The organism is Anaerospora sp. (assembly GCF_032013335.1).
GTDB lineage: Bacteria > Bacillota > Negativicutes > Sporomusales > DSM-15969 > Anaerospora.
The window spans coordinates 1-23,919 of record NZ_DALZUO010000026.1; the positions used below are offsets into that span (position 1 = coordinate 1).

At 45.9% G+C, this 23,919-nt stretch carries 25 protein-coding genes and 1 pseudogene; 5 read left to right on the forward strand and 21 right to left on the reverse strand.

Annotation, left to right across the window (positions count from 1 at the left end; all coding sequences use genetic code 11):
- The 3 genes and pseudogenes from RTR76_RS16925 to RTR76_RS16935 form a co-directional block, all read right to left on the reverse strand.
- Nucleotides 1–584, reverse strand: a pseudogene (locus tag RTR76_RS16925) (hypothetical protein); the annotation flags it as partial.
- Nucleotides 585–824: 240 nt separating this feature from the next.
- The gene (locus RTR76_RS16930; RefSeq protein ID WP_312522930.1) at nucleotides 825–1,166 is read right to left on the reverse strand and encodes a zinc ribbon domain-containing protein YjdM; all 342 of its coding nucleotides are present in this window, start codon (nucleotides 1,164–1,166) and stop codon (nucleotides 825–827) included.
- 75 nt (nucleotides 1,167–1,241) lie between these two features.
- On the reverse strand, nucleotides 1,242–2,450 hold the full coding sequence (locus tag RTR76_RS16935; RefSeq protein ID WP_312522932.1) for a GGDEF domain-containing protein: 1,209 nt from the start codon (nucleotides 2,448–2,450) through the stop codon (nucleotides 1,242–1,244).
- Between the two features lie 153 nt (nucleotides 2,451–2,603).
- Between RTR76_RS16935 and RTR76_RS16940 the strand changes: the two genes are divergently transcribed.
- Together RTR76_RS16940 and RTR76_RS16945 are read left to right on the forward strand one after the other, a co-directional pair.
- Nucleotides 2,604–3,092 carry a CBO0543 family protein gene (locus RTR76_RS16940; RefSeq protein ID WP_312522934.1) on the forward strand — a complete coding sequence of 163 codons (489 nt, stop codon included), beginning with the start codon at nucleotides 2,604–2,606 and terminating at the stop codon, nucleotides 3,090–3,092.
- A 74-nt stretch (nucleotides 3,093–3,166) separates the two neighbouring features.
- Nucleotides 3,167–4,624 carry a hypothetical protein gene (locus RTR76_RS16945; protein WP_312522936.1) on the forward strand — a complete coding sequence of 486 codons (1,458 nt, stop codon included), beginning with the start codon at nucleotides 3,167–3,169 and terminating at the stop codon, nucleotides 4,622–4,624.
- 48 nt (nucleotides 4,625–4,672) lie between these two features.
- On the opposite strand, the gene RTR76_RS16950 is transcribed toward RTR76_RS16945, so the two are convergent.
- The 7 genes from RTR76_RS16950 to RTR76_RS16980 form a co-directional block, all read right to left on the reverse strand.
- Nucleotides 4,673–5,548 carry a cysteine ABC transporter substrate-binding protein gene (locus RTR76_RS16950; RefSeq protein ID WP_312522938.1) on the reverse strand — a complete coding sequence of 292 codons (876 nt, stop codon included), beginning with the start codon at nucleotides 5,546–5,548 and terminating at the stop codon, nucleotides 4,673–4,675.
- 19 nt (nucleotides 5,549–5,567) lie between these two features.
- Nucleotides 5,568–6,299 carry an amino acid ABC transporter ATP-binding protein gene (locus tag RTR76_RS16955; RefSeq protein ID WP_312522940.1) on the reverse strand — a complete coding sequence of 244 codons (732 nt, stop codon included), beginning with the start codon at nucleotides 6,297–6,299 and terminating at the stop codon, nucleotides 5,568–5,570.
- Nucleotides 6,300–6,333: 34 nt separating this feature from the next.
- The gene (locus tag RTR76_RS16960) at nucleotides 6,334–7,011 is read right to left on the reverse strand and encodes an amino acid ABC transporter permease (RefSeq protein WP_312522941.1); all 678 of its coding nucleotides are present in this window, start codon (nucleotides 7,009–7,011) and stop codon (nucleotides 6,334–6,336) included.
- The gene (locus tag RTR76_RS16965) at nucleotides 6,992–7,657 is read right to left on the reverse strand and encodes an amino acid ABC transporter permease (protein WP_312522942.1); all 666 of its coding nucleotides are present in this window, start codon (nucleotides 7,655–7,657) and stop codon (nucleotides 6,992–6,994) included. Before RTR76_RS16965 ends, RTR76_RS16960 begins: the two co-directional genes overlap by 20 nt.
- A 123-nt stretch (nucleotides 7,658–7,780) precedes the next feature.
- Nucleotides 7,781–8,947, reverse strand: coding sequence for an adenosylcobinamide amidohydrolase (locus RTR76_RS16970; RefSeq protein ID WP_312522944.1), 1,167 nt, complete (start codon nucleotides 8,945–8,947; stop codon nucleotides 7,781–7,783).
- Between the two features lie 263 nt (nucleotides 8,948–9,210).
- Entirely contained in the window at nucleotides 9,211–9,678 is a 468-nt protein-coding gene (locus tag RTR76_RS16975; RefSeq protein WP_312522946.1) for an OmpH family outer membrane protein, read from the reverse strand.
- Nucleotides 9,679–9,797: 119 nt separating this feature from the next.
- The gene (locus RTR76_RS16980) at nucleotides 9,798–10,592 is read right to left on the reverse strand and encodes an MBL fold metallo-hydrolase (RefSeq protein WP_312522948.1); all 795 of its coding nucleotides are present in this window, start codon (nucleotides 10,590–10,592) and stop codon (nucleotides 9,798–9,800) included.
- 236 nt (nucleotides 10,593–10,828) lie between these two features.
- On the opposite strand from RTR76_RS16980, the gene RTR76_RS16985 reads away from it, so the two are divergent.
- Complete coding sequence (locus RTR76_RS16985) at nucleotides 10,829–11,401, forward strand: nitroreductase family protein (protein WP_312522950.1); 573 nt, start codon at nucleotides 10,829–10,831, stop codon at nucleotides 11,399–11,401.
- Between the two features lie 46 nt (nucleotides 11,402–11,447).
- On the opposite strand, the gene RTR76_RS16990 is transcribed toward RTR76_RS16985, so the two are convergent.
- The 11 genes from RTR76_RS16990 to RTR76_RS17040 all read right to left on the reverse strand — a co-directional run bounded on the left by RTR76_RS16990 (nucleotide 11,448) and on the right by RTR76_RS17040 (nucleotide 21,368).
- Nucleotides 11,448–11,993 (reverse strand): glutathione peroxidase, encoded by a 546-nt coding sequence (locus tag RTR76_RS16990; RefSeq protein ID WP_312522951.1) that lies wholly within the window; start codon nucleotides 11,991–11,993, stop codon nucleotides 11,448–11,450.
- A 77-nt stretch (nucleotides 11,994–12,070) separates the two neighbouring features.
- Nucleotides 12,071–12,421 carry a hypothetical protein gene (locus RTR76_RS16995; RefSeq protein WP_312522953.1) on the reverse strand — a complete coding sequence of 117 codons (351 nt, stop codon included), beginning with the start codon at nucleotides 12,419–12,421 and terminating at the stop codon, nucleotides 12,071–12,073.
- Nucleotides 12,422–12,500: 79 nt separating this feature from the next.
- The gene (locus RTR76_RS17000; RefSeq protein ID WP_312522955.1) at nucleotides 12,501–13,289 is read right to left on the reverse strand and encodes an EFR1 family ferrodoxin; all 789 of its coding nucleotides are present in this window, start codon (nucleotides 13,287–13,289) and stop codon (nucleotides 12,501–12,503) included.
- Between the two features lie 290 nt (nucleotides 13,290–13,579).
- Nucleotides 13,580–14,833 carry a zinc-binding dehydrogenase gene (locus RTR76_RS17005; protein WP_312522957.1) on the reverse strand — a complete coding sequence of 418 codons (1,254 nt, stop codon included), beginning with the start codon at nucleotides 14,831–14,833 and terminating at the stop codon, nucleotides 13,580–13,582.
- 29 nt (nucleotides 14,834–14,862) lie between these two features.
- Nucleotides 14,863–15,132, reverse strand: a complete 270-nt coding sequence (locus RTR76_RS17010) for an HPr family phosphocarrier protein (RefSeq protein WP_312522959.1) — start codon at nucleotides 15,130–15,132, stop codon at nucleotides 14,863–14,865.
- 24 nt (nucleotides 15,133–15,156) lie between these two features.
- Nucleotides 15,157–16,101 (reverse strand): 1-phosphofructokinase, encoded by a 945-nt coding sequence (gene pfkB, locus RTR76_RS17015; RefSeq protein WP_312522961.1) that lies wholly within the window; start codon nucleotides 16,099–16,101, stop codon nucleotides 15,157–15,159.
- A gap of 6 nt (nucleotides 16,102–16,107) precedes the next feature.
- Nucleotides 16,108–16,878: a DeoR/GlpR family DNA-binding transcription regulator gene (locus tag RTR76_RS17020; RefSeq protein ID WP_312522963.1), complete on the reverse strand. Its 771-nt coding sequence runs from the start codon at nucleotides 16,876–16,878 to the stop codon at nucleotides 16,108–16,110.
- Nucleotides 16,879–16,934: 56 nt separating this feature from the next.
- A complete protein-coding gene (locus RTR76_RS17025) occupies nucleotides 16,935–17,357 on the reverse strand; it encodes a PTS sugar transporter subunit IIA (RefSeq protein WP_312522965.1) in 423 nt (140 codons plus the stop codon).
- Nucleotides 17,358–17,407: 50 nt separating this feature from the next.
- Nucleotides 17,408–18,820 (reverse strand): PTS mannitol transporter subunit IICB, encoded by a 1,413-nt coding sequence (locus RTR76_RS17030; RefSeq protein WP_312522968.1) that lies wholly within the window; start codon nucleotides 18,818–18,820, stop codon nucleotides 17,408–17,410.
- Between the two features lie 385 nt (nucleotides 18,821–19,205).
- Nucleotides 19,206–20,018: a 3-keto-5-aminohexanoate cleavage protein gene (locus RTR76_RS17035; protein WP_312522970.1), complete on the reverse strand. Its 813-nt coding sequence runs from the start codon at nucleotides 20,016–20,018 to the stop codon at nucleotides 19,206–19,208.
- 12 nt (nucleotides 20,019–20,030) lie between these two features.
- The gene (locus tag RTR76_RS17040; protein ID WP_312522973.1) at nucleotides 20,031–21,368 is read right to left on the reverse strand and encodes an aspartate aminotransferase family protein; all 1,338 of its coding nucleotides are present in this window, start codon (nucleotides 21,366–21,368) and stop codon (nucleotides 20,031–20,033) included.
- Between the two features lie 139 nt (nucleotides 21,369–21,507).
- Here RTR76_RS17040 and RTR76_RS17045 point away from each other — a divergent pair, with 139 nt between their 5' ends.
- A complete protein-coding gene (locus tag RTR76_RS17045; protein WP_312522975.1) occupies nucleotides 21,508–22,380 on the forward strand; it encodes a LysR family transcriptional regulator in 873 nt (290 codons plus the stop codon).
- A 579-nt stretch (nucleotides 22,381–22,959) separates the two neighbouring features.
- On the forward strand, nucleotides 22,960–23,877 hold the full coding sequence (locus RTR76_RS17050; protein ID WP_312522976.1) for a helix-turn-helix domain-containing GNAT family N-acetyltransferase: 918 nt from the start codon (nucleotides 22,960–22,962) through the stop codon (nucleotides 23,875–23,877).
- Nucleotides 23,878–23,919: the final 42 nt, after the last annotated feature.

A 23,919-nucleotide genomic window follows, 5' to 3' on the forward strand; every position in this document is an offset into this window, starting at 1 on the left:
CCTGTTACCCCGGTCGCTCCTGTGTCTCCTGTTGCACCCGTTGCTCCAGTTGTTCCTGTTACTCCAGTGGCACCCGTACCTCCTGTGGCACCGGTTGCTCCCGTATCCCCCGTGGCACCAGTTGCTCCTGCTTCTCCGGTAGCTCCCGTCGGCCCTGTAACACCTGTAACACCTGTTTCTTCAGGAACTTCACCAAGGACCAGAGAAGCTTTCGTACCCACTAAAGCTGAATACGATACTGTACTTATAGTCTGATTAACTAAACTCAGTGTTACTGGTACAGCATCAACCTGAAGCAAGGCAAAGCCAACCACCTCATCCGACTTTATGGGCGATTCTCCGGAAAGATCATCTCCCTGTGAGCTTACAATCGCAAAAGAAATTCCTACATTTCCCGGTGCAGCCTGGGTGGCTACCCACCAATTAACAAAATACCTGCCTGTTTTATTAATTGTTATAACACCTGTTAGCGGGTTATAAGTTACCAAACCAAAGGTATCTACCACAGTTTCAAAGATAACATTAGCACCAGTCGCAACAGTTCCGCCTAAATTTCTTTCGAGCTGCAGACCTATTGTATCCATACTATCCCTCCATTTTATTTATCAAACAACCGTATTCACTGATTATGCACCCTGCTGCAAATACGAAGAGTAGTACACATGCATTCTTCCTAAAAGCAGCAAATGGACTTAATCATAATATAATATGAATTTTTATGTTAATTGGTTCCCCTTTTTTGAATAAGCTAGTTGGCCATTAATTAAACAAGGAGCCGTCCTTTGCCTCAATGCAAAGAACGGCTCCTTGTATTACCATTCCAGTTATGCTTTTTTAACAAATTCCGATTTTAATTTCATGGCTCCAAAGCCTTCAATATTGCAGTCGATATTATGATCGCCATCAACCAATCGGATATTTTTCACTTTTGTTCCTATTTTTAGGGAGGATGAGCTGCCTTTTACTTTCAAATCTTTGATGACAGTTACGGAATCTCCATCAGCTAATATGTTGCCACTTGCATCCTTAATGACCTTTTGTTCTTCATTAGCTGATTCTTCTGCACCTACAGCCCACTCATGAGCACATTCAGGACAAACAAGCAGGCTGCCATCTTCATACGTATATTCGGATTTGCATTTTGGACAATTCGGTAATTCAGACATTGTTGTATTCTCCATTCATCATTGTTAATTTTATAATACTATCACAATTATCCCATGCTGACAAACCGTACTGTTCTACTTACATACACAGTTACGTCCTTTTTTCTTAGCCCGGTAGAGGGCATTATCGGCAGACTTTATTACTTCACTAGTATTTGTATGTTTTTCACTTTTCTCCGCCACTCCAATACTTATAGTGACAAAAAGTGGTTTTCCAGACTTGGCAGGAGTTTTCTTTTTGCTTGTCTTTTCCGTTTTTCCCCTGTACTGATAAGGACACTTTTCTACTTCAGCTCTGAGCTTTTCCAGATGGGGAAGAGCATCGGCCAGCCTAGTCCGAGGAAATAGGATTGTAAACTCTTCTCCGCCGTAGCGAAAAGCTTTCCCACCGCCCTCAACTCCTTTGAGCACTGATGCTACCAGGCGTAGTACATCATCCCCTGTGTCATGTCCGTAAGCATCATTAAACTTTTTAAAAAAATCAATATCCACCATGGCAATGGTATATTCACCGCTTAGTTTCAGCAAGTCCTCTTTGAGGGCTCGCCTGGCAGGCAATCCCGTCAATTCGTCCAAATAGGCCATCGAATACGAATCCTGAATCACGGCAGCGATAAATACAACCCCTGCTGCCGAAAAAAACACAGGCAATGCCAGCGCTTCACTTTTTAAATACAGACCAAGCATGGTTGCAGCGGCAACAGCCAGAAAAGCATTTCCCAACTGAGTTTTATTTTTTACTTGATTAAAGATAAACAACAAAAGGGTAAAGCCATAGGCCAAAGCGGATGACTGAGGGAAGGCAGCAGGCAACGTCATGGAATCAACTGGAGCTGCCTTGTAGAAAAGGTCAAGCAGCGTTTTGTCATTTGCAACTACGGCCACCGCTATATAAATAATCTGGGATAAGATAATTCCAAAACGGCCTAACCCCCAGCCGTTAAATATGCCCCGTTCTTTCAGCAAGAAAAAAATACAAATGTTGATAGGCAGTAGCAGACAAACTATCGGATAAATAGCTGCCGTGTAGGCTGGAATTGCGATCATTTCTGTCGCCCTGTCGCTAAGAGCGAATTGTACCAGTGCAATCACAAAGACAGTAAAAAACACCCGGCTGCGATTAAACCACCAGCTTAGTAACATGGCAATGCCGTAAATAACATAGGAAATTTGGTAGACAGTATTTGCTAAGGATGAATCGAACGGGACTCCCCAATATAGTATACAAGCCCCCAGCAACAAGCCCACCGGAACTGTAGTTAACATCGACGTTATAGTTGACACTTTTAGAATCCTTTCGCGAAAAAGTAATGAATGCTAAAGTAATTCTATTATACCAATTTCGACATTTTTTGTCATTATATGCCACCGAATGATCTTGAAAGAAGCAGGGAAGGCTATTGTTAGTTTTTCACTTCATGGGGGAGAGGATCTGAGATGATGCTCAGCATAGACACAGTGATTAGCGTATTGGCAGCAGGTATTGCTTTATTACTGCTGGTTTTCGCTGTAGACTGGCGATATTTTCGTGATTGGGTTGTCATTTTTTTATTTAAAAGTCTTATCGACTTTGTTTGGGGAAGTCCGGTCGTCAACCTGAAGCTTATCGACTATCCCGTCAGGCTGCTGCCCAAGTTTTATAATACGTGCATCCTGTTCGAGTTATGGGTCTTCCCTATTCTGTGTATATTGTACAACCAGGTTACCCGCAAGAAAGGTCTCTTGCCCATTATTGGCTACGCTATATTATTCAGTGCAGGGATAACTGCAGTAGAGTATCCGCTTGAAATGTACACTGATCTTATTGAGTATCTCGAATGGAGCTGGTTTACTACTTTTTATACGTTAATGATAACCTTTCTGCTTTCACGCTCCTTTATTGCCTTCTATCGCTGGGGCTGCGACCATTTTAGCAAAAACGAATAAGTTTGCTGTTAATGTTACACATTGCCGCCTAATGACATAAAATATAACAAGGTTTTCCGTAAGGAGGAGAATTCATGAGTAATATCGCCTTACAAATAGAACGTACAACTGCCGGCAGTGTTGTAGATGGAGCAAATGTTATTTTTGAGACCGTCGTATATTCATCTGGTAATATTAGTTACAATGACATAACAGGAATAATAACATTTAATGAACCGGGAAGATACTTCCTCAATTGGTGGGTTGCAACCCAATCTATTGCTTCAGCTTGTGGAGTAGTTTTTTCACTGTCTTCTTCACAGGGAGACTTTTTAGACGGCAATTCTCCATCAAAATTAGGTGTGGTTCCAGGAGTAGGAATTATTGATGTTGTAGCTTCTCCGGTTACATTATCACTGGTAAATGCAAGTGATGCCTTAGTTTACTATTCGGCAATCGTACCGGTTACGGCAACGCTTGTTATTATTGAAGATGATGTTCCCGAGATTGGCCCTACGGGGGCAACCGGTGCAACAGGAGCTACCGGCGCAGGTGGAGGTGCAACAGGTGATACAGGTCCAACCGGCGCCACTGGCGCAACCGGTGTAACAGGAGACACCGGTTCGACAGGAGCTACCGGAGCAATTGGCGATACAGGTCCAACTGGTGCTCCAGGAGGTGCCACAGGCAATACCGGTTCAACGGGTGAAACGGGTTCAACTGGACCTACGGGCGCAACAGGCTCAACTGGACCAACGGGCCCTACTGGAGCAACCGGGGCTACCGGGGCTACCGGTCCTACAGGCGCAACAGGGGAAACTGGAGCAACAGGGGCAACAGGTACCTTCGAACCCAATCCGTTTGCAGTTTATGTTCAGGCAGGAGCGGTGGGCGGAAATGGCACGCAGGCCAGCCCGTTTGGCACGATTCAGCAAGGCGTGGCGGCAGTTTCTCCAACAGGGACTGTCCATATACTCGGTGGAACCTATCCCGTCACTTCGACAATAACCATCAACAAAGCAGGCGTAACCTTAAAAGGCTATCCCAGTACAGTTATACAATTGCAAGCGGCGGTTATTCTTTTCCTGGTTACCGGCAGCGGCATCACCATCGACGGTCTAACCATTACTAGTGATAATCCCTATGCCGTTGAGTTTATTCAACTAGCTGGAACAAATCATAAGCTTGTTAATAATGTCATTTTTGGTCCGCCACAGGCAGGTCCCTCAACGGGCTGGGTTGTGAATCGCGGTTTTTTAACGCAAGGAAATGTAGTGAATTTAATCGCTCAAAATAATATCTTATATTCACTTCGTCAGCCTGCCTATTTCAATCCAAACTCAACCGGACATATCGTCAATAATGTAGTGTACAATAGCCGTGGCTTTGTTGTCGACCAGGCAATCTTTGTATTCTCTGGCAACTCCTGGGGCAGCCCGGAAAACGCGGTTGATATTGCCTTGCTTGTTGGAACAATAACTGGCCCGCCTTATGACCCGCTGACTGATTTATCAGCAAATAACAGCGATGCTTCCATAAGTGATCAGCGATAATGAAACAGCCACCGGCTTTCGCCAGTGGCTGTTATTGTTGAAACTATCTTATTTTAATTTGCCACCTTCAACTACGATATCTTCAGGATTGATAGTATCTCCATATACAGGTTTTAATGTTGCATCGTAAGCCTTGTGGATAAAGGTCTCTTTGCCAAGAGTCTCTAATTCAGTATTAATCCAGTCAAGCAATTCTTTATTGCCTTTCTTTACTGCCGGTGCAATGGTGTCAAGGCCACCCAGAGTGGGAACGCCAACGGTGAAACCGGCGTTATCTTTTGCCCAGGCAAACAGCAGGGTATTGTCATTGGCATAGGCAGCACCGCGTTTATCTTTCAGCGCTTCGAAGGTTTGGGTGATTTGATCGAATTTCAGCAATTCAATGTCAGGATGATTCTTAGTGAAATAGGTTTCTGCAGTTGTTCCTTTGGTGACAATCAGTTTCTTACCCTTTAACTGCTCAACGGAGGTAATTGGTTCTCCTTTTGGTGAAACAATGCCCAGCGCCACTTTCATGTACGGATTTGCAAAATCAACCTTTTGCTTTCTTTCCTCTGTAACCGTAAAGTTAGCGAGAATAATGTCTACTTTATTGGTCTGCAGGTACTCAACCCGGCTGGCCGGTTCGAGCAGTACAAATTCAATTTTGGATTCATCGCCTAACAGATCTTTAGCAAAGCGTTTGGCAATAAATACATCGTAGCCCTGGTTTTTACCATTGGCATCAATATAGCCAAAGGGAGGTTTGTCACCAAATATGCCGATTCTTACAGTACCCCGTTTTTTAATTTCTTCAATTGAACTTTTAACTGCGGTTTCGCTTTTGCCATCTGTTTTCGAGGTTGTATTTGAGCCGCAGCCCGCTAAAACCCCGATTAGTAATAACGCACTGAACGCTGCTGCCAGGATTTTTTTGAAATTCATGTTATCTTCTCCTTTACTTTTAATTTTGATATTGAAAAATATTTAAAAATTGCTGAGCCCGTTCTGTCTTAGGATGAGTAAAAAATTCGTTTGGGCCGGACATCTCGCAGATATTTCCTTCGTCAATAAATACAATCCTGTCTGCTACCGCCCGGGCAAAGCCCATTTCATGAGTGACCATGACCATCGTCATGCCCTGCTTGGCAAGTCCTAGAATAACATCCAGCACTTCCCGCACCATTTCCGGATCAAGGGCAGCTGTCACTTCATCAAACAGCATCATGTCAGGATTCATACACAAAGCCCGGACAATGGCAATCCGCTGCTTCTGTCCACCCGATAACTGGCGGGGATAAGCATCCTTGCGGTCCAGTAAGCCTACCCGCTCTAACAATTGTTCTGCTTGCACCAAAGCCTCTGCTTGCGCTCTCTTTTGAACTTTTACCGGTCCTAAAAGGATGTTTTCAATAACCGTCATGTGAGGGAACAAATCATAGTTTTGAAAAACCATGCCAATCCTCTGGCGGACCGCCTGCCATTTCACGTTTTCGCCAGTAATGCTTTTCCCTGCGAAGTGAATATCACCTCCTTGAATTTGTTCCAGACCATTGAGACATCTGAGCAAGGTACTTTTACCACAACCTGACGGCCCCAATATAACGACAACCTCGCCTTTGCGAATGGTAAGATTGATATTATCCAACACTGTTTTTCCATCAAACTGCTTGTTCAAATCTTTTATTTCCAGCAATACTTCACTACTGTTCGTAATACTAAACGCCTCCCTAGCTTTGCCACTTTGACTCCAGCTGCTTGGACAGCCTGGAGAGTGGATAACAGATACTAAAATACAGGATAAAGATGAAACCATACACCCAAAAGGAAGCGGTAGGCGCCTTCAAGATGGACAACTCGATAATCTGCTGGCCGATTTTTACAACATCAATTACACCGATCATGACAACCAGCGAAGTCGTCTTAACCATTCGTGTCGATAAATTAATTGCTCCCGGCAGCATGCGGCGGACAGCCTGCGGGATAAGAATATAGCGGTACAGCCCCCAGAAGCTAAGGCCCAGGGCTTTGCCCGACTCTGCCTGGTGCTTGGGCAGGGATATCAGAGCGCCCCGCACGATATCACCCATTTCTGCCGCCCCCCAGAGACTGAAGACAACGACTGCCACGGCTTCCCCCTCAACATGAATATCCAGCATACTGGGTATCCCGAAGTAGACAATGAACAGCCACACCAGAATGGGAATAATACGAAACAGTTCCAGATAGAAGCGGCAAAAGAACCGTACTATCCTCGACTTCGAGGTCTGAATAAGCCCTAACAAAAGGCCTAGCAAAGAGCCAATGATAATAGAAAGCAAGGCAATACGGGCTGTAATCAGCAGTCCACCCATAAGGCGCTGCATATTAATTCCTTCAAAAAGTACTTCAATTCCCGAATTCAGCATAGCGCAGCTTCCTTTCCAACCAAGTCAGTCCAAACGACAAAGGCAAAAGCATAATAAGATAAGAGACTACCAACATAAATAAAGACTCATAGGTTTGGTAGTACATGCCGATTAGATCCTGTGTCAGGTGCATCAGCTCCGGAATGGCAATTGCGCCGACTATCGAAGTCTCTTTCAGCAAAAAGATGCAATTGGCCCCTACTGCTGGAAGAGAAACGGTAAATGCCTGAGGCAGAATAACATAGCGGATAAGCTCCCGGTTGGAAAGACCTAAACTGAGTCCCGCCTCAATCTGCGACTTGCCGACTGATTCCATTCCCCCGCGAAAAGCTTCTGCCATATAACTGCCGCCCAAAAAGGACAAGCCGAGAATGGCGCAGGTATACTCACCCATCGTGAGACCAAGCTTCGTAAAGCCATAGTACAAAAAGAACAGCTGGATGAGGAGCGGCGTATTGCGGGAAAACTCGATATATACCCGGACAACACTGCTCAGGATGGGCGTTTTGTAGTATAAGATGATACTGCACAGCAGGCCGATGAGCAGCGACACGCCAATACCCCCAATAGCGAGCTGGAGTGTCAGTATAGCCGCCTTTTGATAGAGCGGCAGGCTTTGCAGCATAAATTCCCAATTTAAATGCATTCGTTAACCACCTGTTCCGGTGACAGCAAAATAAAAAAGGCCAAGCCTCTCTTGCGAGAGACATTGGCCTTCAGTTTTTCTGATCAGCGCAGTTATGTATTTGTTAAAAGGATACCCTACGAATCAGTCCGTGTCAAGAGGATTTTTCATTATTTCCACAACCAAATCTGTCCAGGCCTGAACAACACCTTGCAGATCAGAACCAGCAATAGCCGGAGCCTGAACACCATAGGCATCTGCCGTCAGGCGCAGCAATGCGTTACCCGTTTCCTTCACTTCCTCACTACTTAACAACTGCCACTGCAATTGATCAAGCAAATGCACATACAATGAGGTATAGCTGACTAGCGGCGCCTCCCGCTCCACCTGCCTGAGCACTGTGGCAAAACCCACTTTATTGGCTATACCGCCGCTCTGCACATACTGCTGATACAGCATGTCCTCTGTCACTCCGAAGCGGTTCATGCGCCGCAGCACACTATGCTGCTTCTCCGGAGACAGGCCGGTTTGCTTAAATAACGCTTCTTTCACGGCTTGTTTGACCGTCCTTCCGATCAGCTCACCCAGCTTGGAATGCTTGCCTGCGTCCTCCAGATACAGCTCTGAGCCCGGATTAGTAATGATCATCGTCTGATCGGTGCCTGAACCGGTAGCCAGGCCGGTGGAAAACCGGCTGCCTGCCACCAGCTCCTGCAAGGCCGCTGTTTTGGCTTCCGTACAGGTGACTAGCGCTCTGGCCAGTGTACCGGCAGGCAGATCAGCATCAATGACCAGCATAATGTTAATCGTTCCCGGTTTATAGGCTGCCGATTTTTGTCCCGGCATAAAATACGGGGTAGGATCGCCTACTCGCCCGCCGTTGCCTTCTACACCACCGGTGGCAATTGCCGTCACCGTAAGCGACTGGTAGCTTTCTGAAAGGACAACGGTATTTTCCATAGAGGCTGCCGTACCCATCCCGCTCACTTTGGCCGGATCAAGGCCCAGACTCCCGGCCTTATCGGCTAGATAGGTCAGATAATTATCGGCAGTTATCCCGGTGGCTCGCTTCATATCATGATTAAAAACCGCCTGCAAGTCGTTCCGGTATCCGCCACTAAAAAGTGAAGTACTCAGTACCGCTCTCGGACCGGTGAAAGCAACCACAACGCTGGTGCCTTCCTGGTATACGACATCGCCGGTAGATAACGCAGCAACCGGAATACGTTCACTGCCAAAGCAGAAGGCAATGCTAAAGCAAAAAATAAGGACAGCCAGCCATACCGGCCGAAAACATAAAGATGATTTCATATTCTTCTCCCGTCACCAGGCAATACTCTGCCGTGCCCTTTATTGATATCTTATCCTACACCTTACCTAATCGCATATAAACTTCATTCGACACAATCCTGCATGCTTTCCTGCTACTCGCCTGTACTTTTGCTAACTCCCCGAGTTAAGACAGTACCACCGTCCCTGTGACTTCAACTCGTGAGAACCGTCCCCGCAAATCCCGACCAGCAGCTTCAAGAGAAAGGACCTGAACGAAATCATCTGTTCAGGTCCTTGACACTCTATTTCGTTTTCTTCACTTTAGCCAATACGTCATTGGTAATATCCACACCGCCGGATACGATAGCACTTTTGTGAACAACAATGGATAAGCCTTTTTCGTCCGCTACTGCTTTAACGGCAGCATCGACTTTATCCATGATTCCACTGAGCAATTGCTGGCGTTTCATTTCAATCCGTTGGCTAAGCTGATTGCCAAGCTGCTGCTTTTCCTGATCATTCAAGGAAGCGGCTTTGCTTTCAAACTCTTGTCTGGCTTGTTCATTTTCTGCTTTTAGCGCAGCGTCAGCTTTGTCAGCATCAGGATGCTGATCAATAAGCTTGCCATAATCGACTATCCCAATATTTGATGCCGGTGCTTTTGCAGCGGAGACTGCTGCTGGCTGTATTGCCCCCCAGCCGATCACTCCCAATGCAAGGATTAAGGTTGCAATAAAGGTAACAGATACACGTTTTTTCAGGTTCAACATAGTGCCTGCTTTCCTGCCCCCCCGAGGGCAATTTATCCATTTTCATTCGGGCTTTTTGCTCCAAATTATCTCAATACTACCATTCCTTGTCTCGCTTTGTCAAACCATTTCCCCGCCCGTTATTCCCACCACTTGGCAGTAGGATACTCTGCTGCTCCAAGGATAACGGGCTCACCAATCCTGGGAGTGGCAATTGCTACGCCCCGCTCGCGGGAAGCTTTTGTTACCCGTTCGATAGGATCGGTCCAGCTGTGAAAGGCCAGACTGAAGGCAGCCCAGTGGATGGGAACCAGCAGCTTTCCTTTCACATCCAGATGAGCCTGGACTGTTTCTTCCGGTGCCATGTGAATATCCGACCATCGCTTGTCATACTGGCCGCATTCCATCAAGGCCAGGTCAAAGGGGCCGTATTTTGCCCCGATTTCGGCAAAATGAGCACCATAGCCGCCGTCACCGCTGAAATAGATGCTGGTCTGTTGTCCTTTTATTGCCCACGAACTATACAAGGTTTTATTGCGGTCAAATAAGCCTCTCCCCGAAAAATGTCTGGCCGGAGTACAAATAAGCTTTAACCCGCCTAGTTCTTCTTCGTCCCACCACTTGCATTCCCGAATCTTTTCGGGCTTAATCCCCCATGCCCTCAGCCTCCCTGCTACACCGGCAGGGGCGAAGAACAGACTGGCCCTGTCTTTCAAGACCATGATAGAGCGATAATCCATATGATCATAATGATCATGGGATAGGATGACCGCATCAATGGCAGCAAGAGTTTGCGGTTCGACGGGCAAAACCTTGCTGAAGCGCTTACCGCCAACAAAAGGAAATGGCGAAGGCTTATTGGAAAAGATAGGATCAAGCAATATTCTTTTGCCTTCTATGTGCAGCAAAATGGTAGAGTGACCAAACCATGTCATGTTTGCTTCCTGCCTACTCTGAAGAGCGGCAATATCTGCCGGAACTACCGGAAGCACCCTGTCCGGTTTTGTTATGGAGCTGCCTTTGAGCAAGTCTCTTATTATGGTAAATATTTGACCTCATCCCCTTGTGCAATGTATCCGATTTTCCATCTTGCTGATCACATTCGCTTTTATTGTTCCAGCTTCCTGTCTTTGTTATAATTACTATTGGAACTAAATGGCGTGGAGGAACAATGGACACATTAACTGCAATTACTGAAAGAAGAAGCATTCGCGAATTTGAAGATAAACCGGTTTCTCAGGAAACAATTGAAAAAATCCTGGATCTGGCAACGAAAGCACCGTCAGGTAAAAATCGCCAGCCCTGGCGTTTTGTCGTTTTACAAGGCAGTAAAAAAGCAGAGCTTGCTGCCATTATGGCAAGGGTTGCAGCTGAGCGAAAACAGCAGAGTCTTGATACCGGCAGCAGCGAACTGAGTATCAATGCGATCAGACAAGCTTCCGCTGTAATCGCCGTGTTCAACGCCTTCTCAACTGTTGAAGCAGACTACAATCACTACCGGCTGCTTACCGATACCCAGTCTATCGGTGCTGCCATTCAAACCATGCTTTTAGCTGCCCAGACGTTCGGACTTGGTACGCTGTGGATGTGCGACATTTTTTATTCTGAAAGAGAGATACGCTCCTGGCTGGGTCGCAGCGATGAACTGGTAGCAGCTATTGCCATTGGCCATGCCGCACAATCACCTTATCCCCGCTCCCGTAAAGACTGGCAGGAAGTTACCGAATGGGAAAAGGAAAACTAGTAGTAAAACTCCCGCCCCTTTTGAAAGGGACGGGAGTTTTCCCGCTTCATAACAGCTTTTCAATGTCTGCTTTCATGGCCAGTGGTGAAGTTGTCGGCTCATAGCGTCCCACTACCTCGCCTTGACGGTTGATCAGAAACTTAGTGAAATTCCACTTGACCGAATTACCTTCCAGTAACTCAGGAAACTTTTCCTGCAAAACCTCCTGCAGTTTGCCGGCAATTGGATGCTTCGGATCAAAGCCTTTGAAGGGCGCCTGTTCGGTCAGGTATACAAATAAGGGATGTGCATTGGTTCCCCGCACTTCAGTTTTTTCAAACATGGGGAAGCTTACGCCATAATTCAAACGGCAAAAGCTTTGCACTTCTGCATTGCTGCCGGGCTCCTGCTCCGCAAACTGATTGCTGGGAAACCCGAGAATCACAAGTCCTTTTTCAGCATAGATGTTATACAGCGTCTGCAGTTCCTCATATTGGGGAGTAAACCCGCATTTACTGGCAGTATTAACAATAATAGCAACTTTGCCTTTATAATCGGCTAATGAAGTTTGTTTGCCCTCAATGGTTGTAACACTAAAATCGTAAGTATTCATACTGACCTCCTTAACGCTTAGCATAGCATTATCCAATACTTTATTATTTATCGGCTTCTCTCAGCTATTCACATGATTTAAGATGATTGCTTTTTAAACTGATCATAGTCAATCGTGGTCCCTACTCCAAAATGCACGTAAATGTCAGGGTGCTCCGCCACAGGAATCCAATAGCCGATTATTGTTTTACCATTTGCTTCACTCTTGCAATAGCTTGCCTGACCTGACGCCAGCGCCTGATTTGCCAGACAGCCCTTGTGACGATCGGGAGTACCTATGGAAGAGCATTTAATGCCTGCCGTCCCTCCGGCGTTTTGACAAGCTTCATTTACGGCTAATATTTCCCTGCTCTTATGCACCAGCATAACCGGCTCAGGAAACTTTCCCCACATCAGTTGAAAAGCTTCGCTTATTTTTGAATCAACCATACGAACTCCTCCTGCCTAAATATATTCCACTACTTTAGATGACGCAATGACACTCCATTTATTGCAGCAAATGGATTTTTTATTTTTTAGGGTTAGTTAAATCAGTAAAGGTGATTTTCGGATGATGATACCGCTTTCTTCCAGCTGTACGACTGCCGAATTCGATGCTTTTCACCGGACAAAAATGAAGACAGGCCAGACATTCCTGGCAGTTTTCCCGCCACTGAGGCTTTCCTGCGTGGAGGGAAATATTATTCACCGGACAAACCTTTTCACAGTTACCACAGGATGTACAAGCATCTGTACAGGAAAACTTACGGTAAGCATGTGGCAGTAAATTCCACCGCCAGTACTTGTTTATTGCGTGAAAGGGCAGCCAGAAATGCTCTGCCTCGTGATTGCCGCGTACTGCTGAAATTGCATTTGCCGCTTTTTCTATTGCCAGTTCGGCCTGTTCCAGTTTCTTGTTCGTTTTCTCCAGCGGCGGCAAGTCGGAGAGTGGCGTGTAGCTCGAGATCATGTCGATATGAAATCCAGCACTCAGCTTACGGCCTTTCTCTGTTAGCAGCATAGCCACCTGCTGGAGTGCACTGCTGAAATGACGGTTGCTGCCGCTTGTTGTAACTGCAAATAAATAGCTGTCTTTATCTGTCTCCAGCTTTGTGATGAAGCTGCTGACAAGGGGTGGCAGACCGAAATAATGTGTTGGAAAGACAAAACCCACTCGTTCGGCATCGTCCAAAATGGTTTTACTTTCCCTAAGTTCAGGCATGGATACCAGCGTGCAATCTTCAAGCTTTGCGGCGATTTCCCTGGCAACATGCAGTGAATTTCCTGTAGCGGAAAAATAATAAATCGTTGTTTTCATAGTAAAACTCCTTCATGCTATCTAACAACCCTAAACTTTTTCGATTGATCAAAAGAATACAAAGCGCAAGCGTTATATTTAGACGTTTTACTTAAGAGATTCCCCAAAATACAACCATTCATGCCAAAGTCTCAGCATCTTGAGATTACTGAAACAATCACAATCCTTTGGAGTGTATTTACCACAGAACTATAAACTCCTGCTCAGTCCCTAAACACATTTGACTGGAAGCGAATGCGATTCACTTCCAGTCAAATGTGTTTTCTCATAAGGATAGCAAAATATGCTTACTACCAATTCTCTAAGAGATACCGCTCTGCCTCAACACTCCACAGACCTTTAGAGCGGCTCGTAATTTCTGCCAGCTTGGCAAAATGCTGATTGGTTGTGCCTAAAGCAGCAAAATCATCAATTGCTGTTAAATCCATATTAATGCCGGTATAAATCAATTTTTTCCCGCCTGGTATCTCCGGCAATGCTAAAGTGGTTTCAGCTACACTATTCAGCCCGCCAATATGCGTAACCATAACTGCCGGATTAATTAGATTCTTTTCCGTCAGCCGCAGTGATTCAATCATATCATTTGTATTGCCACCAGTAGTACCCATAACATGAGCTGAATTGTAATGAACATTATAGTAGTTAATCAATCCGGAAAAAGCCGTATCGGTAGGTCCAGCAAAGAAGTTCAGGCAGCCGTCCCGTCCTAAAATTTGATCAGCCTGTTCCACCACTGCTTTGACGGGGGCATAAACATGAACATCATCGAAGCCTGTGCCACCAGTCAGTTCTCTCAAATATTTCGATACATCTTGCAAATTTGTCGTATTGACAAACAATAAATCAATGCCTGCTTTTTGGGCCTCTGCAGGATCAAAGATGGCTTTCGCTCTCGTAATTCTAGCTTCATCTACATCAGTAACAACAATCATTCCCGGCCTCCGGTCGCCATGCAAGGCGTAATCAACTGCCCCCAGCCCCATCGGTCCGGCGCCGGCCAGTATAGCTAGTTTACCGCCTGCAGCAATGCCCATCCGGTGCTCATAGGAGCCCATGTCGGTATGATAACTGGCATGAAAGGCGCCGATAATGCAGGACATCGGTTCAGCAAGTGAAGCCTCATAATAAGAATCTCCTTCGTATTTTAACAGGCAGCCCAATTCCATAACTTCCTGCGGCAAAATCGCAAAAGTAGCTGCACCGCCGCAATACCGATAAGAATACCCCGGTGAATCCATGCTTCCTTTATAGTTTAGTGCAGGCTGCATGGCAAATCTCTCACCTGCCTGAAACTGCTGCTGCCACTTGGCACCAACCTTCACAATATTACCGGCCATTTCATGACCGATAATAATCGGGTGTTTGTCTACGTCTTTGGGAACACGCTTATGTTCAGGGCCGAGAATGGCAGCCTTATAGCTAGACATGCAGATACTGTCGGAAATAACCTGAACCAAAATCTCATCTTCTTTGATCTTCGGCAGTTGAAATGTTTCCAGCCGCAAATCCTTCTTACCATATAATCTGACTGCACGCGTTTCCATTTCATCACCTCTCAAGATACTATTGGGGTTTACTCTTCCTTATGGCCCAATTCAGCAACCATTTTAGCCAAAGCTTCTGCAGCTGCAGCTTCATCAGGACCGTTCACACTGAATTGAAAGGTGCTTCCGCCAGATAAGCCCAGGGAAAGAAGAGCCAGCAGGCTTTTCCCGTCTACATCCCGATCGCCTTTTACCATACGTACGCTGCTTTGATACCGGCTGGCAGTCTGTACCCACAGGGATGCAGGGCGCGCATGCAGTCCGCTTTTATTGCCAATCACCATTTCGCGGGTAATCATTTAGCATCACCTTCTTAGTCTATTTTAGCTAATGTCGATCTGGCCCAATAATCTTGCTACTTCATTCATCGAACCTGCCTGTGTACCCGGTTGAATAACCGAAGCGCTAGCAGCAGCCGTTCCTAAACGAGCACATTCAGCCAATGACAAGCCCTGAGTTTGGCCGACAACAAAGCCGGCAACCAGGGCATCTCCAGCTCCAACCGTACTTTTGGCTATGACGGCTGGCGGCCTGACTCGAAGAGTTTGGTCTTTATCCGCAATAATTGCTCCCTGAGAGCCCAAAGTAACAATGACCTGCTTTATGCCACCGGCAAGCAGCTCTGCTATGGCTTTCGTGATTTCACTTTCCTTTTCCAAAGGTTTTCCCATCAGTTGACTAAGCTCTTCTAAATTTGGTTTTATGGCATCAGGCATAGCCTTGATGCCTTCGCGCAAAGCCAGCCCGCTGCTATCGAGAAGCACCTTCACTCTGTGCTCTTTCAATAGTTCAATTAGCTGCCTGTAAATAGTGTCCGGCAGCCCCTGGGGCAAACTGCCGGAGATAACAAACCATTGCTGTTCGCCTGCCAGACGCCGGATAACTCCTGTCAGTTGTGTCAGGTCCGCACATGTACTGGTGAGACCGGGAAAGTTGATTTCCGTTACCTGACCACTGTGATCGTCGACAATTTTAATATTCACTCTGGCAGCGCCGGTAACTTCAACAAAAAAATTATTAATTGCCTGCCTTTGAAAATATTCATTAAACACTTTACTATTGTCCTGCCCTAGAAAACCGGTAACAGCAACCGGATAGCCTAGTGCACGGATTACTTTTGCCACATTTATGCCTTTGCCGCCCGGGTCTATCCGCTGCTGTTGAACCCGATTAACCTCGCCTGTCTGAAATTGCGGAAGATGGATGGTATGGTCCAGTGCAGGATTGAGTGTAATTGTGACAATCTTTTGTTTTTCCTCATTTTTCACTCGTCGTCACTCCCCGCTGGCAATAGCTGCTTTCATTACTCGAAGCAAGGACCCAAGTTGTTGTTCATCAGTTGCTTTAAGCCCGCTATCCGTAATTAGTAAGTCAAGCTCTTCAAGACCGCAGACCCGGCATAAACTTCTTTGACCAAGCTTTGAGTTGTCTGCTACTACAATTTTTTCTTTGCCGGCGTGGAGCATATATTGTTTAGTCTCTGCCTCTGTTAGATTAGGCGTAGTTATCCCAAACTCAACATCAATACCGTTCGCTGCCAGATACACCTTGTCAAAATACATTTTGCGCAGAGCATCATTAGTAAGAGAACCTACTAGGGACCGTGTATTTTTACGCAGTGTCCCACCCAGTAGCAAAGTCTCAACACTGGTTTCCTCGCTAAAAACCTGAGCTATTTCCATACTGTTAGTAGCAACTGTTATCTTTTTAGAACACAATAACCGGGCAATTTCCAGTGTGGTTGTTCCCGAATCAAGCAGAACCGTCTCCCCGTCCTGCACCAGATTGGCCGCCAGCATTGCAATTTGCCGCTTTTCTGCTAAAAACCGAATTTCTTTTTCCTGAAAGCTCATTTCAAAACCGGTCTGAACCGAAATTGCGCCCCCATGTGTCCGTTGGATAAGACCATTGTCTTCCAGCTCCTGCAAATCCCGGCGAATAGTTGATTCAGAAACACCAAAATTCTGGCTTAAACTAGTCACTGTTACGGGCTTACCTATTTTAACAAGCTGCAAAATTTCTGTTTTTCTTTCTTCTGCAAACATAAATTCCTCCAGTTACCTTATCCATTTACAAGTGCTATTTCCAATATTTGCCGCTGTTACTTGGTAAGGCGGGTAAATAAATCGTCTTCACTTTCGGCTGCCATCAGCTTTTCCTTTTGATCAGCATCCATGAGAATGGTTGCTAACTCACCAAGCAAATCAACATGCTCTTCCTCGCTGCCTGCAATGCCAAAGGCCAAATAAACCTTATTGCCATTAATCCATTCTACACCGCGGGGAATTTTCACGACAACAATTGCAGCCTTCCTGACCAGGCTCCGGCTAGCCTCCGTTCCATGAGGGATTGCCACTCCTTCGGTAATATAGGTGCCGATATCCTGCTCCCGTTTATGCATAGCCTGCACATAATCAAGATGAACTGCCCCGCTCTGAACAAGCTGGCTGCCTAAAAATTCGATAACTTCAGCCTTATTGGAAAGCTCATTATTAATAAAAATCAGATTACGATCAAATCTCATGTTATTTACCGCCTTTTCTATCCAGCAATATCAAACTGCAACAGCACTGCTTAGCATTGACTAATTACTTCGTCATACACCGGCGTGTTGATAAAATCCTGCACACCATAAACTCTGGTTGCCGGTGCTGCTATTTTTCTCGCTCGTTCTACCAACCCCATCGCTGTCAAAACAATATCTGCATCTTGAGGAATTTGATTGACCGGACTGTGAACTACCTCTATGCCTGTTTTTCCTGCCTGAGCAAGTTTCTTCTTAAGTACTGCAACTGCCATAACGGATGAACCCATGCCTGCCTCACAGGCAAATACAATCTTCTTTACCAGCCCTGCTTCGTTTGTTGCAAGAGCTTCATTTTTTGCCGCATCAAGTGCTTGTTCCTGAACCTTAGCTGGTTTTAAGGCTTTTACCAGCTGCTGAGCTTTTGCAAAATCTTCACCGCTCTTATCATCTACATTGCCACTATAAGCACGAACAAAGGGAGTAGAAACTAAGAAAGATACTACTGTGCCAACCATAATACCTGCCATAACCCCCAAAAAACTCCCTTTAGGAGTCATAGCCAGCTCGGCAAAGATACTTCCTGGTGAAGGAGTTGCCACTAAACCGGCATTAAACAGCAGGAAGGTCAAATTCGCACACAGTCCACCGGCAATAAGGCCAATGATACACAGGGGATTCATCAATACATAGGGGAAATAAATCTCATGAATACCGCCTAAAAAATGAATGATAATAGCTCCCGGTGCAGACTGTTTGCCCATCCCCTTGCCAAATACCCAATAAGCTAGCAATAGGCCAAGTCCAGGACCAGGATTAGTTTCTAATAAGAAGAAGATAGACTTGCCGAATTCTTTAACTTCTGCTACCCCGATCGGTGAGAAAACGCCGTGATTAATTGCATTATTCAGGAATAATACCTTGCCTGGCTCGATCAATAGTGCTAAAAGAGGCAAAAGCTTAGCTTCAGCGATAGCTTTGGCTACAACACCTAAGAAGGTGGCAATGCTTGCGACTATCGGTCCAATAATGCTGTAGGCGAGCATGATGAGAATCATGCCCAGGATGCCTGCCGAGAAGTTATTAACAAGCATTTCAAACCCAATGGGTATTTTGTTTTCAATTAGGTTATCCCATTTTCTCATGATCCAGGCAGCAAACGGTCCAATTATCATAGCTCCCAGGAACATGGGAATTTCGCTGCCAACAATAACTCCCATCGTCGCCATAGCACCCATTACGCCACCACGTATACCATAGACCAGTCTTCCGCCGGAAAAACCGATTAATAGGGGCAGCAAATATTGAATCATCGGCCCTACAAGTTTTGCTAGATCTTGATTAGGAATCCACCCGGTAGGAATAAAGCAAGCAGTGATAAACCCCCAACAGATAAATGCTGCAACATTGGGTATAACCATGCCAGCCAGAAAACCACCAAACTTTTGAAACTGCTCTCTCATATTCTCCCTCCTTACTTTTAGACACCCATACAAATGCAATTACAACTAGGTCACTTCACCTTCTTCTTAGTTTCATTAACGATTGTTTAACTCGCTCTTTATTGATTGTTTATGCTCATTTGTTTTCATTTATGCTCATTATAGAACCACCCTCAATACATTGTCAATATAATCTGAAAATATAAAATCATAAAATATATTACTGTAACTTAACTTAATCACAAAATAGCAGCACCCTTTCTTATGACAGTTGGGGACGGTCCTTTTTTGTCACTTTAATCTGCAAAACAGCGTTCAAGAAAAGGTGACAATTTAGGACCGTCCCCAACTGTCATAAAAACCTCTTTCGTTTTTCCACGAAAGAGGTTTTCACGATTAGCAGGGTCTATAGAACTCCCCATATTCTCTTAGCGTCATACGGTGTCGCCAAGTCGCGGCCGATACTTTTAGCGATGCCGGCAATTCGCTCTACCAGCATTGTGTTTGTCGCTAACACACCTTTGGTATAGTATACATTATCCTCAATGCCGACCCGCACATGACCGCCCAGTGCCATGGCGACAGCCGACAGATTCACATGGCTGGGACCAATTACAGAAACACTCCACACCGCATCAGGCGGCAGGCTTTCTACCAGGAAAAATAAGTTTTTGGCAGTAGCCGGCAGCGATCCTTTGACTCCCAACACGAGATTAAACAGGAGCGGGCCCTTTAACAGTCCTGCCTTCTGCAGATTCACGGCATTATGGATCATTGCCGCATCAAAGACTTCAATCTCCGGTTTAATGTGATTATCGAGCATGATCTTTGCCATATACTCGATTAATTGAGGATCATTGGCATTAATGCTGGCAGGAAAATTGGATGAACCGGTAGCCAGGCTGGCTGATTCGGGCTTTAAACTTAAGGATGCGGCACGGGCTTCGCCGGATTTTCCGCCACGGGCACCAGTGGAGATTTGCTTAAGAATGGGGCAGCCCGACTCCTTCAGCAGTCTGACAATCTCAGCAAAGTAGTGACTGTCACACGTGGGGACTTCCTGCTCATCGCGGGCATGAATATGAGCGACAGCAGCACCTTTCTCATAGCAGGCTACAATGTCAGCGGCAATTTCTGCCGGTCGCACCGGTACATGAGGGGTCATTGCTTTTGTCGGCACATTCCCCGTCGGCGCTATAGTAATGATCAGTTTTTCCACAAGCTCACTCCTTTATTTTATTGTGCAGTACGTTTGCTCAAATTCTTTGAAGCCAGATACCAGTCCTTCTACAAGCTCATCGGCCTGATCTCTGGTGATGATCAGCGGCGGTGCCAATAGGAACTGGTCACCGTTTTCGCCATCGGCATTTCCTGTACCAGGATAAACAATAATGCCATGCTTCATGAGAGTAACCGTCAGCTTTTCAGCCATTGCCATCGCTAAAGGATAAGGCTCTTTTGTCGCTTTGTCCCTGACAATTTCCACCCCTAGCATCAAACCTTTGCCCCGGACATCACCGACGAAGGAAAAGGGCAGTAATTTTTCCTGTAGCTGCGTAAGCAGATAGGCACCGACAGTTCGTGAATTTTCGGCTATGTTATCGGTAAGCAGCGTTTTGACCACAGCCAGCGCAACAGCAGCTGACAAGGGATTGCCGCCATACGTATGGCCATGAACAAATATTCCTGAACCATTCTTAAACGTATCATAAATTTCCTGCTTGGCAATGACTGCACCGAGAGGCGAATACCCTGCACTCATCCCTTTGGCAGCGCAAATCATGTCAGGCACAACGCCCCAGTCATCAATACTGAACATCGATCCGGTACGGCCAAAGCCAGCCATAACCTCATCATCAATCAGCAGAATATCATAATGATCGCAAATCTGGCGAATAACTTTAAAGTAATCCTTATGAGGAACAATGGCTCCACAGGCCGCACCACCTACCGGCTCAGCAATAAAAGCGGCCACGTACTCGGCGCCTTCCATTTTAATTGCCCGTTCCAAATCGAGAGCACAGTCTACCTCACAGGTCTCCTGCTCTTTGCCGAAAGGACAGCGGTAGCAGTATGCAGGTGCAATATGGGGGAAATTCAAGAGCAGCGGAGTATATTTTTTACGGCGTTTATCACCGGTCATTGACAATGAGCCAATTGTATTGCCATGGAAGCTTTTCCAGCGGGAAATGATCCGGTATTTGGAGCTCTGACCGTCACGCTCGACAAAATAGCCGCGCGCCATTTTCAGCGCCGATTCCGTTGCCTCTGAACCGCCCGATACCAGATAGAGTTTATTTAACGAGCCCGGTGCCAATTGTGCTACCAGGTCAGCCAGCTGCTGAATAGGCTGTGAGGTCCATCGCGACAAGTGACTGAAAGCCACTTTTTGCGCCTGAGCCATCATTGCTTCAAGAATGACAGGATGAGCATGACCCAGGTTGCTGACAGCGGCACCTGAACAGGCATCAATATACTTATTGCCCGCTGTATCATACAGGTAAATCCCTGCGCCATGATCCACTTCCAGATACTCTTTGTTTACGGCACGATAAAATACATTACTCATTTTCCTCACCCTTGCTTTCTTTATTTCCTTACTATAGACGGATCGCTGGCCCTAGTATATCATGTAATTAACAGCGGAAATAATGATTGTTTTATATGATTATAATCAGTTTTACAGATAGATCGCCGGAGGGATAGAAATGGAATTACGTCAGCTTCAGATATTTTGTGCAGCTGCCCAAACACTGAATTTCACGAAAGCTGGTTTAAAGCTTGGCTATGCCCAGTCCAATATTACTGGCCAAATTCATCAGTTGGAAGAAGAATTGCAAGTTAAGCTGTTTGAGCGGATCGGCAGAGGCATTCAGTTAACAACCGACGGTAAAAGCTTTCTGGTGAATGCCACTCAAATACTGGCATTATGTGAAAGAGCCAAAGGCGAATTTCTCCCTCAGGTTGTACGAGGCGTTTTGAATATCGGAGCCGCTGAGACGGTCTGCGTATATCGGCTGCCGCAGATTTTAACTGAATACCGGAAGCTGTACCCGCTGGTGGACATCCGGGTGCAAACCGAAAGCTGCGAGCATTTTTTTGAGCTGCTCAAAACCAGCAATATTGATATCGCCTTAGTTCTGACCGATGCAATCAAAAATCCGGAAATGCTGGTGCAGACATTGTATCAGGAGCAGATGAGCGTTGTAGTGAGCCCCTCCCATCCCCTGGCACTGCAGAAAAATATTACGCCACATGCTTTTTCCGGCGAATGCCTGATCATCACATTACCGGGCTGCGGCTACCGTCCGCTCATTCTGTCAATGCTGCAAGAGTATGGCGTTAAGCCCGAAGCTCTTATGGAGCTATCCAGCATCGGTGCTATCAGGCAATGTACCATTTGCGGCTTGGGAACTGCTATTTTGCCGAAGGTTGCCGTTCAGGATGATATTGACCGGGGTAAGCTGGTGGAATTAGCCTGGGAAGGACCTGCCTTTCCGGTGAAAACCCAGCTGATCTATCACCGGGATAAATGGCTGACACCTGCAATGCGGGCATTTATCGAGCTAGCCACTCAATAAAGTCAGGCCGTTGATAAAGCCCCATCTGCGTTGTACCCGCAAGGGGTAAGCCGAAGTTCTAAGGAACTAAAGTACCAAGAACTTCGCATTCAGGCCTGCGGGAGCTCGCTTGCCGTACCGCTGCTGTACTGTCTTCGCTCGCTTCCTCGGGATTCCCCGCGCCCACAGCTCTTTGCTGCACAAAATCAAACACTTGAGATGGAGATCGTGCATCTGGGACTTTCTGAACAACCTGGGAACGAGATTTCAACAAACTGTGCGGTCAGACATTATTGGCCGATTGAGGCTGTCGACAGAAGTAATACAACAAAGGAGATCGCCACGCTACGCTCGCGATGATACCCGACTTTACTGTCATTGCGAGGAGTAAAACGACGCGGCAATCTCTTTCCAGGTATGTTTGTCTACACGCTGAGTCGTGCCATGTATTGGCACGACTTTTTGGCTTCGTAACAGCGGTACGTCCAATAGTTATAAACAATAATAGTTGACAATGTCAAATAAACACTTGACTATGTCAACTATTACTGGTACTGTAATAGTGTAACCTAATAACTATTTAGGGAGGGGCAGATAGCAATGAATGATCGTACTCAGGCACAGGTAAACGAGATCAGGAAATTTAACCGATTCTATACCAATATTATTGGTCTTGTCAATCAGACGATCCTGGAAAGCCCCTATTCTTTGGCGGAGGCACGGGTACTGGTGGAAATGGATAACGCCGCTGCCTGCACTGCCAGCGACTTAACGGAACTGCTGCAAATTGACCCTGGTTATCTTAGCCGCATTCTCCGGCGATTTAAGAAAGAAGGACTCATCGAAACAAACAAATCTTTAACGGATCGAAGGTCCCAAAACCTTGTAATAACGGATAAAGGCCGGGAGATTTATCGAAGACTGGCAGAATCCTCCTCTCTTCAACTTATCCATTTATTAGAACAAATTCCCCAAGGCGGCCAAAAGCAGCTAGTTGACCATATGACGGCAATACAAGCCCTGTTATCAGGAAACAATACTACGATTACGATTCGCGAATACAAGCCCGGCGATTGTGGCTACATTGCTTACCGTCACGGTGTGCTATATGCCCAAGAGCATGGCTTTGATCAGATATTTGAAAAGTACGTTTTACAAAGCCTCCTTGCTTATCTGGAAAACCCGGCAGGCGGCAAAATCCTTATAGCAGAGTACTGCGGCACTATTGTTGGTTTTATTGGAATCGTTCAGATAAGTAAAACCAGTGCCCAATTGCGCTGGTTTTTAATTGAGCCCGAGTTCAGGGGTGCTGGTGCTGGGCGTAAATTAATGGCTGCAGCAATGGAGTATTGCCATCAGCAAAAATACAATAACGTATTTTTGTGGACCTTTAAAGGCTTGGATGCTGCCTGTCACTTATATGAGCAATATGGCTTTACTCTTACGGAAGAAAAAGAAAACAATACCTGGAAAAAACAATTGCTGGAACAGCGCTGGGATGTTACGTTAAGTGACTAATATAATATTCTACAATCCAGCTGTACCTCTAAACTTAAATAC